Genomic DNA, 12,557 nt, shown 5'->3' on the forward strand with positions numbered 1-12,557 from the left:
AAAGAAAAAGCGCAGGTCGATGCCTGCGCTTGTTTCGATCCGGCGACGTCACGCGCCTTTCTTGACCTGCTTCAGTGGTTCGTCGGAGCTTGCCGCGGGACGGCGGCGGTCGGAGAGCACCCAGGCGCCGTCGTAGAGTTTCAGCGGGAAATTCACCTCGCCGCCACGGCGACGATCCATCTGGGCTGGCTGCTCGGCCGACGACTCGCGCAGGGCGCCGCCAGGCAGGCCGTGGAGCACGACGTTGCCCAGCTCATGCAGGGGGAAGGGTTTGAGGAGGATGATGTCGATGTTGCGCTCGATGGCGCGGTTGCACACTTCGATGCTGGGGTGCGCGGTCATCAACACCGCTTCGCAGCTGTGCAGCGTGCGCATGGCATCGAACACGTCGAAGCCGGTCATGTCCGGCAAACGATAGTCGAGCACCAGCAGGTCAGGCTTGAAGTTCTCCACGACCTCCAGAGCGATGGCACCACTGGCGGCGGTTCGCACTTCACAACCAAGCATTTCCAGGTAGGTCTGGAAGTTCCCGGCGAGGATTTCTTCGTCGTCGACTATCAGTACTTTCTTCGACACTGCGGCTGCTCCCCTGTCAGGAGATCGGACGGCGGCCAGGCTGACCGCTGATTGCATCCCTGCACGTTCCGAGCCAAGGCTGCATCGACCCGACCGGGTCGATGATTCGTAGAGTCTAGATTGGCCAGGAAGTTTCACCAGAACTCATTCCCCCGACCTTGGTCGGCGGATGCCCCGGAATCGGGGCCTGCTCAATGATGCTGGCGGTCGGGTCGCTCCAGGCCCAACTTGTCGATGCGGTAGCGCAGCATGTCGCGGGTCAGGCCGAGCATCCGGGCGGATTTGGAAATGTTCCAGTCGGTCTTGCCGAGCACCTTGACCACAAGGTCGCGCTCGGCGTCGGACAGGCTCAGGTTTTCGTCTTCCAGCCCCAGCGGATCTCCCATCATCGACGGCAGGGCCGCCTCGGTGACACCGGCACCGGCCAGCAGGCCGCGGCAGATGGTCAGTTGCTCGGGGCTGATGACATTGCTTGGCGCCAGCAGCACGGTCTGTTCCAGCATGTTGCGCAGCTCACGCACGTTACCGGGCCAGCTATAGCCCTTGAGCACTGACTTGGCTTCCGGGCTGAAGCGCAGCCCCGGCTTGCCGTAGCGCTTGCCGTGCTGGGCGACGAAGTGTTCCGCCAGGGTGAGGATATCGTCGCCACGGGCACGCAGCGGCGGCACCTTGATGGTGATGATGCGCAGGCGGAAGAACAGGTCGCGGCGGAACTTGCCCTCCTGGACCATCTGTTCGAGGTTGCAGTTGGTGGCGCTGATGATGCGCAGGTTGACCTTGCGTTCGCGCACCGAGCCCAGGCGACGGATGGTGCGGTCTTCCAGTAGTTTGAGCAGCTTGGCCTGGAGCAGCAGGTCGATCTCGCCCACCTCGTCAAGGAACAGGGTGCCGCCATCGGCCGCCTCCACCAGGCCCACGCGGCGATCCTTGGCGTCGGTGAAGGCGCCCTTCTCGTGGCCGAACAGCTCGGCCTCCAGCAAGTGCGAGGGTATCGACGCGCAGTTGAATTCGACAAAGGGCCCCTTGCTGCGCGCGCCGTCGAAGTGCAGGGCGCGGGCCACCAGTTCCTTGCCCGTCCCGGTCTCGCCCTCGATCAGCACCACCGGCAGGTCTTCACCGGCCATGCGCTCTTCGGCACCCAGCACCTGGCGGACCATGTCCTTCATGGCGCGCATGGGTTCGGAGTCGCCGATCAGGCCGGTGAGCCCGGAGTCCTGGGCTTCACGTTGCTGGTAAAAGGACAATCGCTGCTCCTGGCGCCTCGCTTCCAGCACCTTGTCCACCACCAGCTTGAGCTCGGCGAGGGCCACCGGTTTGGTCAGGTAGTCGCTGGCGCCGGCCTTCATGGCTTCCACCGCGCCCTGCACATTGCCGTGGCCGGTGATCATGATGACCTTCAGTTGCTCGTCCAGTGCGCGGGCGCGGCTGATGAGGTCGCACCCGCTCATGCCCGGCAGGCAGTAGTCGGTCAGCACCAGGTCAGGATGCTGCGCCTCGATGATCGCCAGGGCTTCCTCGGCCGAACTGCAGACGATGACGTCGAACTGGCGACGCTGCAGGTAGGTGCAGAAGTTATCAGCCAGAATCTCGTCGTCTTCGACAATCAGAATGCTGTTGCCCATTTTTCTTATCCCCCTGCCGTGGCCCTGAAGGTCAGGTGCACATTGGTACCGGCGTTCTCCCGGCTTTCGATGCTGACTGCTCCACCAAAGCGCTCGACTATCTTGCGCACCAGCACCAGGCCGACGCCCAGGCCACCGCGCTTGGTGGTGTGAAAGGGTTTGAAGGCCATGTCCAGCATGGCCGGCGACATGCCGCCACCGGTGTCGCTGATGGTCAAGTTAAGCAGATGGCGACGCGCATCCGGCTCCAGGCTGACCACCAGGCGACCGCCGCGCGGCATGGCTTCGATGGCATTGGAAAGCACGCTGCCCAGCAGTTGCTGCAGGAGCACCGGATGACTGACCACCTTGGGTGCCTCCCGGGTCTGCCAGTCGACCTCAATGCCGGCGTGGCGAATCTGCGGTTCGTAGGCGGCCAGGGTCTCTTCCAGGGCAATGGTGAGGTCCACCGGCTCCTGGTCACCGGAGAGCGGGCGGGCGGACAGCAACAGCTCGCGGACCCACTTCGACATACGATCCACCTGGGTGATGATGTCGCCCAGGTTCTTGTGCAGCGGCCCCGGGTCCACTTCCAGCGCCAGCTCGGCACTGGAGCGGATAGACGCCAACGGGTTGCGCAGACTGTGGGCGACGGCGGTGGACATCTCGCCGAGCAGCGCCAGGGTTTCGTTTTCCACCAGTTGCCGCTGCTGGTCGTCCACCAGGCGCGAGGCATGGCGCACGAACCAGAACAGGCTCAGGTAGATGATCGCACCGCCCAGCGCCGTGGCGATCCAGAGCAGGACGAAGCCGCGATTCATGCGGGCGATCAAGTCCACCGGCTCCTTGTAGATCTCGATGACCGAGAGCACTTCGCCGCGGCTGTCCTGCAGCGGGATGAAGCTTTCCAGGTAAAGGCTGTGGGGCACCCGCATGAAGTAGCTTTCCGCCGGGCAGGCGTCGGGGCCGTGATGCTCGGTGGTCACCGTATCGCGACTCCGTACCGCTTCGTTCAGCTTGGACTGCTCCAGCGACCGCCCACCCACCAGTTTCGGGTTGGTCGACCAGATCACCACGCCATCGGGCGCGTAGACATTGGCCAGCAGCACGTCGGGCAGGCGCACGATGTGATCGAAGAACTCCTCGTGAGACTTCGCCAACTGTTCGTGGGAAACACCGAGGCGCGCACCATCGACACGCTTGTCGAGGAACTCGCCCAGGGTCAGGCCCGGGGAGAAGTTGCCATGGATGACTTCGACGTCGGCGATGGACTTGATGAACTGGGCGCTGAGCATGGCATCGCGGTCGATGCTTTCGCGCATGAGGAAGCGGGTCGCCGCCAGGCCGAGCAGGATGGCGACCACCAGGATGATCACCAGGCTCACCAGGGAAAACCAGCGGAACAGATTGAAGGGCTTTTTCGCCAGCGCCATCTTCATCGACTCCTCCCCTTGTGTGACCGTCGGTTCGCTCGCAAGGCGAGCGTCAAAAAAAGCCTCCGGCCGGGTCGGCAACTCCAGCACCGACCCCGGTATTTATAGCGCAGGCCCCATCGCCCGCAGCGCTGCCGTTCAGCGGTCACCAACAGGTAGAACGGTAATTTCCCCAGTTCCCCACCCACTTTCCCCCCAGTTCTGGGGACCCAGTCCCCAACCGCGGGCGGACGCTTCCCCGGTCTTTGAAGCGGCACTTCCCATGGCACCCGCGACGCAGAGCGCGCGGTGCAGGATGGTATGAAAATTGCGCCCTCCAGCCTCCACGAAAACACCGAACACAGGCGCCGGACGGACGGCGAAGTTCATCGACTGGAAGGGTGATACCTCGACGAGGTCCCGCGGATCTGGCACCCGCCGCCCCCGCCGGCCCAGGACGATGAGCACCGCTACGCCCGGTTCAATCCCACGCAACCGGCTGCCCGCCCCCGAGCATTGGAAGCCCCCCTTCCGTACCGCGGCCCCGCAACTTCCCAGACGCCCCCACGGATACCGCATCGGGGCGCAGTGCGTCCCTGTCCATCGGACTGCATACAACCAGGCATCGACGGGCTGGCTCCGACGCCGCCCCAAATCAAGGCAAAACTGCCCGCGCGGTCAGCTTTTCCTCCCCAGAGTTGTGCATCTGGTCAGCTTCCAGCAGTCGGGAAACGCCCGCTAAGTTCGCGTAACCGCTTGAAAAACGGCGCTTTCCCCCGATAATCGCGCGCCCCGCCGCTTGCCCTTGGCATCTTGGCGCCTTTCTTGCTCTCCCCGGCAGGCCTGACCAAACAGACAAGTTCTACGCAGATAGACACAGCTTAAGACCACTGGAGCCAACACCCGATGAACCGCACCCTTTCCACCCTGATGCTCGCCGGCGGCCTGCTGGCGGCCGGCAACGCCCTGGCCGACGACCCCCTGCTGTGGCAGGACAACAGCCTGTCCTACCTGTACGGCAAGAATTTCGAGATCAACCCGGAAATCCAGCAGACCTTCACCTTCGAGCACGCCAGCGGCTGGACCTGGGGCGACCTGTTCGTCTTCGTCGACCAGATCAACTACAACGGCGAGGAAGACGCCAACGCCGGCAAGAACACCTACTACGGCGAATTCTCCCCGCGCCTGTCCTTCGGCAAGGTGTTCGACCAGAAACTGGAATTCGGCCCCATCAGCGACGTGCTGCTGGCCACCACCTACGAGCGTGGCGAGAACCGCAACCAGAACTACCTGATCGGCCCGGGCTTCGACCTCAAGCTCCCCGGCTTCGATTACTTCCAACTGAACTTCTACTACCGCAAGCCCGACGGCATCACCAACAACCCGTCCGGCCAGTGGCAGGTCACCCCGGTGTGGTCCTACACCATTCCAGTGGGCAATTCGGACGTCGTGATCGACGGCTTCATGGACTGGGTGTGGAACAACAAGGACGCCACCTCCGACCGCCCGAACGACCTGCATGCCAACCTGCACTTCAACCCGCAGATCAAGTACGACCTGGGCAAGGCCATGGGCTGGAGCGCGGTGAAGCACTTCTACGTCGGTATCGAGTACGACTACTGGAAGAACAAGTACGCCATCGACGACAGCAGCTTCCTCGGCGACGAGATCCTCGGCGGCACCAACCAGAACACCTTCAGCCTGCTGGCCAAGGTGCATTTCTGATGACCGCGGGGCCCGTCGCAATGACGGGCCCCTCTGTCTTGCGCCTTCCCGAAGGCGGGTGGAGAATGCGCGGCAGTCTCAGCCTGCAGTCAGACAAGGAATCGCCTATGGCCAGTGACAGCGCTACAGTTTCGCCACGCAGCCGGGGCGAAAAACTGGTCACCGGCGGCTGGATCGCCATCGCCATTGCCATCCCCATCAGTTGCATCCTCTCCAACGCAACCTTCAACTTCTCCGCCAGCCTCGCCGCGCTGTCCCTGATCGCCCTATGCGCGGCCTTCGCTTGCTGGCCGAAGCTATTCATCGCCCCCATGCTCAACTTCCGCGCCCTCTGCGACAGCGTGCCCCGCGGCAGCCAGATCGCCATGAGCCTGTTCGTCGGCCTGACCGTACTGCGCGGCTTCGTCGAGCTGGCGGCCTGAGTCTCCGGAATCCTGTGGGGGCGAATTCATTCGCCAAGGGCGGCGCAGCTGTTGCGAGAGATTTGCCATCGGGCCAAGAACTCCTACGGGCAATGCAGACAGAGCCCATGAAAAAGCCCCGCACGTGGCGGGGCTCTTTCAGACCTCGGACCCTCAGGCCGCGACAGGCTCCAGGGGTTCACGACGGCTGCGCACGAACTGCGGCAGCAGCGAACCCAGCAGCATGCCCAGGGCACTGAACAGCAGGCCGGCCAGTTGCGGCGGCCAGAAGTCGGTCTCCGCATAGGTGGCTTCCAGGTACATCCAGGACAGCAGGCCGAACGCGATGGCCAGCAGGGCACCCTGGGTGGTGGCGCGCTTCCAGAACAGGCCAGTGAACAGCGGAACCACGGCGGCGACCAGGGTCACCTTGTAGGCGTTACCGACCATCTCGTAGATGCTCGCGTCGGAATACAAGGCAAAGACCGAGGTAGCCGCGGTCATCACCACCACACTGATACGCATGGCCAGCAGGAACTGGCGGTCGGTCATGTCGGGGATGAAGCGCTTGAGGACGTTCTCGGTGAAAGTCACCGACGGCGCCAGCAGGGTGCCCGAGGCGGTGGACATGATCGCCGACAGCAGTGCGCCGAAGAACATGATCTGGGCGAACAGCGGGGTACGTTCCATGATCAGGTGCGGCAGGATCATCTGCGAGTCTTCGGCCAGCCACTTCTGCACCATGGCCGGGTCGATCATCGAAGCGGCGTAGGTGAGGAAGATCGGCAGCATGCAGAAGCTGAGGTAGAACACGGCACCTGTCATGGACGCGCGGGCAGCGATGTTCTCGGTCTTGGCCGACATCACGCGGGCGTACACGTCCTGCTGCGGGATGGAGCCGAACATCATGGTTACCGCGGCAGCGATGAACGCGACGATGTCCCGCGGCTCGAAGCTGTGCATGAAGGTGAACTTGCCTTCGGACGCCGCATGGCTGATCACCACGTCGGCACCACCGGCCATGTCACCGATCAGCCAGGTCAGGTACACCAGGCCGACGACGATGATGATCATCTGCATGAAGTCGGTCAGCGCCACCGACCACATGCCGCCGAACAGGGTGTAGAGCAACACGATGGCGGTGCCGATCAGCATGCCCTGGGTGGTGGTGATGGAACCGTCGGACAGCACGTTGAACACCACGCCGAGCGCGGTCAACTGAGCGGCCACCCAGCCCAGGTAGGAACCGATGATGACCAGGCTGGTAATCAGCTCGACGTTCGGACCGAAGCGCTTTCTGAAGAAGTCGCCGATGGTCAGCAGGTTCATTCGGTAGAGCGGACGGGCGAAGACCAGGCCCACCAGCATCAGGCATCCAAACGAACCAAAGGGGTCTTCGACAATCCCGGCGAAGCCTTCCTCGATGAAGGTCGCAGGAATGCCCAGCACGGCTTCCGAGCCGAACCAGGTGGCGAACACCATCGCCGCGACCAAAGGGAAGGACATGCTCCGGCCGCCGGCCGCGAAGTCCTTGGAGTTTTTGACACGAGTGGAGGCGTAGAAACCGACACCAACTGTGATCAGCAGGTATACCGCAACAAACCAGATCAGCATTTGTTCTTGTTCCAGAGGCACGCCCGTCGGGGCCGGGAATCTGAGGGGCAGGCGCCTCGGCTGACGGAGTTTTTGTTATTGACGGCGGGGCCCGGCACGGAGCGAACCGAGCGGTTACCACGGAGGCGAAGTCTGCCAAAGACGTAAAATATGTCAAACAAATACAGCGCGCATGAGCAAAAAAATCGACAGAGCGCTTCTGACCATAGCGACAACACCTGACCCAATACGCTGATTTTCAGGTCTTTTTAACGACGCCTTGCATTCCCTCAGTCTTTTATTTTTTACAGGCCCCGTTGATTAAGAAAGACACCAAGCTACCGTTCGTCGCCAGTTAAACGGCATCTGCTAGCATCCAGGCGTCATCGTCATGGAGCCGACCCGCATGTATGCGCTGAACCCGCAGCAGACCGAGGCCTACCTGCGCCATCTGGACACCCCCGCACCGCAGCACGCCGATCTCGCCAGCCTCGACCGACTGATCGCCGCCCACCAGCAGCGGGTGGCCTTCGAGAACGTCGACGTACTGCTCGACCGCCCCATCCACATCGATGCCGACGCCGTGTTCGCCAAAGTGGTGGAACGCCAGCGCGGCGGCTACTGCTACGAGCTGAACAACCTCTTCGCCCGCCTGCTGCTCGCTCTCGGCTATCACGTCGAAATGCTGGGTGGCCGGGTGCGTTGGGGCCTGCCGCTCGACGCGCCGCAGACCATGCTTTCCCACCTGATGCTGCGCGTGCAGCTCCCGGAAGGCCCGCACCTGGCGGACGTCGGCTTCGGCTCCGCCACCCCTTGGCGCGCCGTTCCCCTCGAAGGCCCGATACCCGCTGACCTTCCCTATCGCCTGCGTCCGCAGAATGACGGTACCGGCGAGGTGCAACTGGAAAACTTCCGCGCCGAAACCGGCTGGGCGGCCTGCTACCGCTTCGGCCCGGAAGTGCACGCCTGGGTCGATTGCATCCCACGCAACTGGTACACCTCCACCCACCCCAACAGCGTGTTCCGCCAGATGCTGATGACCGCACGCAGCCAAGGCGAATGGCGCCTGACTCTGGCCAACGGCACCTTCAACAAGCGCCACCGCGATGGGCGCGTGGAAAGTCGCACGATCGAGGACGCCAGCGAACTGGTCGAGGTGCTCCGGAATGACTTCCTGCTGAACCTTGCAGAAGACGAGATCGAGCCACTGCGTCAACGCCTCGAAGGCTTGCTCAAAGCCTGACGTAGGGTGGATGGCGCTCTTCCATCCACCCTCGAAGCCATGGCGGACCGCCAATGGTGGACCGGTGAAGCGTGGTCCACCCTACAGGTAGCTCCAGTTACGAGGACATGCCGATGTCCACCGCCGCCCATCTCCGTGACCTGAACGAACAGGGTTTCACCCTGCTTCCAGGCGTGCTCGACGCCCCCGCCGTCGCCACCCTGCGCCAGCTAATGGACCAGCTTCAGCCCATCCACTGGGACTACATCGGCCTGGTGGACGACCATTTCAAATGCGTGTTCAACCGGGGGCCGGAATGGCTGCCCTACCTCGACCTGCCCCGCGTGATCGACCTGGCTGAAGCGTCACTGGGCGAGGATTGCCACGTGATCGGCCAGACCGCCTGGCGCTGCCACCCCGGCTTTGTCGGTGCCGAGCTGCACCTGGACCACCTGGTGATGGAGCTGCCGGAAAGCCTCCTGGCCGACCCGGCTTTCCAGTTGCCGATGCAGGTGCTCACCGCTCACCTGTACCTGGACGATATCGACGCCGACCTCTGCCCCACCCTGGTCATCCCCGGCAGCCACCGCGCCGGGCGCAAGCCCCAGCCAGGTGAAACCAACTGGCGCGGCAAAACGGCTGATGCCGTGCTGTGCCGGGCAGGCGATGCGCTGGTGTTCCGCAGTGAGCTCTGGCACGCCGGCAGCCGCAACCGCACCACGGACCGCAGTCGCTACCTGCTGCAGGTGCACTACGGACGGCGCATGGTGGCGCAGAAGTTTTCGCCCTACCTGGACTTTCGCTTCAACCCCGACGTGCTCGCCGCCTGCACCCCACGCCAGCGCCGCCTGCTGGGCGACCACGAAGCGGCCGAATACGACTGACGACGAAAAACCAAGCAAGTGCTTCCAGCCCCTGCCCCATGGGCAATCCACGCATTTATCCCAAAGATATCCACAGAACCGCCCACAGTTTCTGTGAGCATCCCGTGCCGACATGCCACGCGCAGGGGGGCGACGAACTCGTTTGCTGGACAGATCACAGGCCTGCCTGTTGCAACCCCATGAAAACCCGGCCCACACGCCTGTACAAAAACCGACCAATCACTTGTATGCCACTATTTTCGGGCGCTTCAGGCACCCATCCCAAAGCTATCCACAGCTTGCCCCACAGATTCCGTGGGTATCCGCAACGAGCGCCCGGTAGTCTCGGTTGCACCCTTCGTGAGCATGAAACGAACAACCCGCCCTAAGCCTTCTGGCGCAGGCCATGGCGCAATCCATCCAGAAGATATCCACAGCCTGCTCCACAGAAAATGTGGGCACGCCCGCACCGGCCTGATCTTTACTCAAGGCAGGACCCCGAGCAGGAAGCCTTCCATGCGCCCCACCCGCCTCGCCGCCTTGTTACTGTCGCTGCTGCTGGCAGGTTGCGCCGGTTTCGGCACACGCGACCCGTTGCAGGTCGACCTCGCCGGCATGGAACCCATCCCCGGCGAAGGCCTGGAAATGCGCTTCAACCTCAAGCTGCGGGTACAGAACCCCAATGAAAGTGCCATCCACTACAGCGGCGTGGCCCTGGAACTGGACCTGAACGACCTGCCCCTGGCCAGCGGCGTCAGCAGCCAGGGCGGCACGGTGACAGGCTTTGGTGAAACGCTCATCGAAGTGCCAGTAACCATCTCGGCCTTCTCGGTGCTGCGCCAGGCTTGGGGCCTCACCGGCGTCAGCCCGGTCCAGAACGTCCCCTATGCCCTGCGCGGCAAACTGGGCGGCGGCTTCTGGGGCACCCGGCGCTTCACCGATGCCGGTGTGCTGAGGATTCCCGAGCCCATGGATACGCCATGAGCCGCGGCCGGCGAACTATCGCTGCAGGAACACCAACAGCCGATTCGCCACAGAAGATTCAGACAGGTAAAGAGCTCGATGCATCGTGCTAACGCAAACGCATAAGCGGCAAATCGATGGCAAAACCTTATACAATCCATGGTTTTTCGTGACACCGACGTCGAGGTAAACCGTGAGCACCCTGCCGCCCTGCCCCAAATGCAACTCCGAATACACCTACGAAGACGGCGCAATGCTGATCTGCCCGGAGTGCGCCCACGAGTGGTCCGCCGACGCCGGCACCGAAACGGCCAGCGACGACAAAGTGATCAAGGACTCCGTTGGCAACGTCCTGCAGGACGGTGACACCATCACCGTGATCAAGGACCTCAAGGTCAAAGGCTCGTCCCTGGTGGTCAAGGTCGGCACCAAGGTGAAGAACATCCGCCTGGTGGACGGCGACCACGACATCGACTGCAAGATCGATGGCATCGGCGCGATGAAGCTGAAATCGGAGTTCGTGCGCAAGGTGTGATGCGCCTTGCTCCCCTCTCCCTTCAGGGAGAGGGGCCGGGGGAGAGGGCTACAGCCGCCCCTCACCCCTCCTGCAACACCCGCAGCGCCGCAGCCGCCAGAAAGCCCGAACGACTTTTCTGCTCCGGGTGATTCCTCACGTAGTCATCGATGCGATTGAGCAGATAGCCCGGCAGCGTAATGTTCAGTTTTTCCGCCTTGCCCATGTAGCGCGTCACGTCGATATCCACCAACGCCCAGGTGCAGCCGGCGTATTCGGGATTGGCTGCATGGAAGGTCACCTTCCGCGCCACCGGAATCGGTGCCCCCTCCTCCGCCAGAATTTCCAGATGCCCCTCGATGGCCTCGCGCGCCATGGCCATCGCGTCATCCAGATCGTCGCCCGCAGAGAAGCAGCCGGGCAGGTCCGGCACCTCCACGCCCCAGGCGTGCCCATCGTCACCGGGAAGAATCGCGATTGGGTAAAGCATGAGGTAGCTCCTCAGGAAAAGATGAAACGGACTCACTTGAGGCCCGCCTGCTTGAGAATGCTCGCCGCCGTTCGGGGCAGCAGGTCCTACTTCGGGTGGGGAATCGTCACCAGCCCCGGCTTAGTCAAGTGCTTGAAGTGGTGGTGACTGCCCCTGATCCTGACCAGAAACCATCCATCGGCCTCGATCAGCTCCATGAGTTGTCGGCTATTCACGTCCAGTCCTTGGCGCGGATTTGGTGGTCCAAACACAGAACTGCAATTCTTCGGTCGATAGATTGCCACTGACCGCCCGCTTCGCAGTATGGTCAGTCATCCACAGCACCAGGGACGAACCATGGCCATCAAACCCCAAGCCCCTCGCCAGCAGAAGCACCTCGCGGTCCTGATCGACGCCGACAACGCACCCGCCGCCATCATCGGCGGGCTGTTCGAGGAAATCGCCAAGTACGGCGTGGCCAGCGTGAAACGCATCTACGGCGACTGGACAGGCCCGCAATTAGGCAGCTGGAAGAAGGTGCTGCTCGACCATTCCATCCAGCCAATCCAGCAGTTCGCCTACACCAAGGGCAAGAACGCCACCGACAGCGCGCTGATCATCGACGCCATGGACCTGCTCTACACCCGGCGCTTCGACGGCTTCTGCCTGGTTTCCAGCGACAGCGACTTCACCCGCCTGGCCGCGCGGTTGCGGGAAGAAGGACTCAGCGTCTACGGCTTCGGTGAAGAGAAAACGCCCAAGCCCTTCGTCGCGGCGTGCGACAAGTTCATCTACACCGAGATCCTTCGGGAAGACGCCGCCGAACCCGTCAATGGCGGCAGCGACAAGGCCCAGCCCGAGCCTGCCGATACACCCACCCGAGCCGCCCGGCCCAAGGCACAGAAGGTGCCGGTGGACTTCATCGCCAAGCTCATCGACGACCTCTCCGACGAGGACGGCTGGATCCAGCTCGGCGCCCTGGGCCAGAACATCACCAAACTGCGCCCCGAGTTCGACGCCCGCCTCTACGGCTTTCGCAAGCTCAGCGACCTGATCAAGGGCCAGAACAAGCGTTTCGAAATCCAGGTACGCGGCAGCAGCGCCAGCGGCGGCGAATCGCTCTACGTGCGCAACCGCAAAGGCGGCAAGTAGACCCGTAGGATGGCGTAGAGCGAAGCGAAAACCATCAACCCGGCAGCCAGCGGAAATTTCCGAAAC

General features: G+C 62.9%; 12 protein-coding genes and 1 pseudogene. 7 read left to right on the forward strand and 6 right to left on the reverse strand.

What is annotated here, in order from left to right:
* Positions 1 to 48 precede the first annotated feature (48 nt).
* The 3 genes from FFS60_RS22985 to FFS60_RS22995 form a co-directional block, all read right to left on the reverse strand.
* A complete protein-coding gene (locus FFS60_RS22985; RefSeq protein ID WP_137823256.1) occupies positions 49 to 576 on the reverse strand; it encodes a response regulator in 528 nt (175 codons plus the stop codon).
* Between the two features lie 191 nt (positions 577 to 767).
* Entirely contained in the window at positions 768 to 2,198 is a 1,431-nt protein-coding gene (locus FFS60_RS22990; protein ID WP_137823257.1) for a sigma-54 dependent transcriptional regulator, read from the reverse strand.
* 5 nt (positions 2,199 to 2,203) lie between these two features.
* Positions 2,204 to 3,616 (reverse strand): ATP-binding protein, encoded by a 1,413-nt coding sequence (locus tag FFS60_RS22995; RefSeq protein ID WP_036997854.1) that lies wholly within the window; start codon positions 3,614 to 3,616, stop codon positions 2,204 to 2,206.
* An 879-nt stretch (positions 3,617 to 4,495) separates the two neighbouring features.
* Between FFS60_RS22995 and FFS60_RS23000 the strand changes: the two genes are divergently transcribed.
* Positions 4,496 to 5,314, forward strand: a complete 819-nt coding sequence (locus tag FFS60_RS23000; RefSeq protein ID WP_137823258.1) for an outer membrane protein OmpK — start codon at positions 4,496 to 4,498, stop codon at positions 5,312 to 5,314.
* Positions 5,315 to 5,421: 107 nt separating this feature from the next.
* A complete protein-coding gene (locus tag FFS60_RS23005; RefSeq protein WP_028630827.1) occupies positions 5,422 to 5,736 on the forward strand; it encodes a hypothetical protein in 315 nt (104 codons plus the stop codon).
* A 153-nt stretch (positions 5,737 to 5,889) separates the two neighbouring features.
* Here FFS60_RS23005 and FFS60_RS23010 read toward each other — a convergent pair whose 3' ends face one another.
* Entirely contained in the window at positions 5,890 to 7,329 is a 1,440-nt protein-coding gene (locus FFS60_RS23010) for a sodium:solute symporter family protein (protein WP_028630826.1), read from the reverse strand.
* A 385-nt stretch (positions 7,330 to 7,714) separates the two neighbouring features.
* Between FFS60_RS23010 and FFS60_RS23015 the strand changes: the two genes are divergently transcribed.
* The 4 genes from FFS60_RS23015 (at position 7,715) to FFS60_RS23030 (ending at position 10,891) form a co-directional block, all read left to right on the forward strand.
* Positions 7,715 to 8,551 (forward strand): arylamine N-acetyltransferase, encoded by an 837-nt coding sequence (locus tag FFS60_RS23015; RefSeq protein ID WP_137823263.1) that lies wholly within the window; start codon positions 7,715 to 7,717, stop codon positions 8,549 to 8,551.
* Between the two features lie 113 nt (positions 8,552 to 8,664).
* Positions 8,665 to 9,414, forward strand: a complete 750-nt coding sequence (locus FFS60_RS23020; RefSeq protein WP_171016562.1) for a phytanoyl-CoA dioxygenase family protein — start codon at positions 8,665 to 8,667, stop codon at positions 9,412 to 9,414.
* Between the two features lie 495 nt (positions 9,415 to 9,909).
* Positions 9,910 to 10,377 (forward strand): LEA type 2 family protein, encoded by a 468-nt coding sequence (locus FFS60_RS23025; RefSeq protein WP_137823259.1) that lies wholly within the window; start codon positions 9,910 to 9,912, stop codon positions 10,375 to 10,377.
* A gap of 172 nt (positions 10,378 to 10,549) precedes the next feature.
* Entirely contained in the window at positions 10,550 to 10,891 is a 342-nt protein-coding gene (locus FFS60_RS23030) for a zinc ribbon domain-containing protein YjdM (RefSeq protein WP_137823260.1), read from the forward strand.
* Between the two features lie 61 nt (positions 10,892 to 10,952).
* Here the strand turns inward: FFS60_RS23030 and FFS60_RS23035 are convergent, their stop codons facing one another.
* Positions 10,953 to 11,360, reverse strand: a complete 408-nt coding sequence (locus FFS60_RS23035) for a type II toxin-antitoxin system HicB family antitoxin (RefSeq protein WP_028630821.1) — start codon at positions 11,358 to 11,360, stop codon at positions 10,953 to 10,955.
* Between the two features lie 89 nt (positions 11,361 to 11,449).
* Positions 11,450 to 11,575: pseudogene (locus tag FFS60_RS23040) on the reverse strand (type II toxin-antitoxin system HicA family toxin); the annotation flags it as partial.
* Positions 11,576 to 11,696: 121 nt separating this feature from the next.
* Between FFS60_RS23040 and FFS60_RS23045 the strand changes: the two are divergent.
* On the forward strand, positions 11,697 to 12,491 hold the full coding sequence (locus FFS60_RS23045) for an NYN domain-containing protein (protein ID WP_137823261.1): 795 nt from the start codon (positions 11,697 to 11,699) through the stop codon (positions 12,489 to 12,491).
* The last annotated feature ends 66 nt before the right edge of the window (positions 12,492 to 12,557 follow it).

This window comes from Pseudomonas sp. D(2018) (genome assembly GCF_005502555.1).
Classification (GTDB): Bacteria; Pseudomonadota; Gammaproteobacteria; order Pseudomonadales; family Pseudomonadaceae; genus Metapseudomonas; species Metapseudomonas resinovorans.

Bases quoted from the DNA above. Each gene is read 5' to 3' on its own strand.
- FFS60_RS22990 (WP_137823257.1), bottom strand. From the start codon at position 2,198: ATGGGCAACAGCATTCTGATTGTCGAAGACGACGAGATTCTGGCTGAT.
- FFS60_RS23035 (WP_028630821.1), bottom strand. From the start codon at position 11,360: ATGCTTTACCCAATCGCGATTCTTCCCGGTGACGATGGGCACGCCTGG.
- FFS60_RS23045 (WP_137823261.1), top strand. From the start codon at position 11,697: ATGGCCATCAAACCCCAAGCCCCTCGCCAGCAGAAGCACCTCGCGGTC.
- FFS60_RS22995 (WP_036997854.1), bottom strand. From the start codon at position 3,616: ATGAAGATGGCGCTGGCGAAAAAGCCCTTCAATCTGTTCCGCTGGTTT.
- FFS60_RS23020 (WP_171016562.1), top strand. From the start codon at position 8,665: ATGTCCACCGCCGCCCATCTCCGTGACCTGAACGAACAGGGTTTCACC.
- FFS60_RS23010 (WP_028630826.1), bottom strand. From the start codon at position 7,329: ATGCTGATCTGGTTTGTTGCGGTATACCTGCTGATCACAGTTGGTGTC.
- FFS60_RS23025 (WP_137823259.1), top strand. From the start codon at position 9,910: ATGCGCCCCACCCGCCTCGCCGCCTTGTTACTGTCGCTGCTGCTGGCA.
- FFS60_RS23015 (WP_137823263.1), top strand. From the start codon at position 7,715: ATGTATGCGCTGAACCCGCAGCAGACCGAGGCCTACCTGCGCCATCTG.
- FFS60_RS23000 (WP_137823258.1), top strand. From the start codon at position 4,496: ATGAACCGCACCCTTTCCACCCTGATGCTCGCCGGCGGCCTGCTGGCG.
- FFS60_RS23005 (WP_028630827.1), top strand. From the start codon at position 5,422: ATGGCCAGTGACAGCGCTACAGTTTCGCCACGCAGCCGGGGCGAAAAA.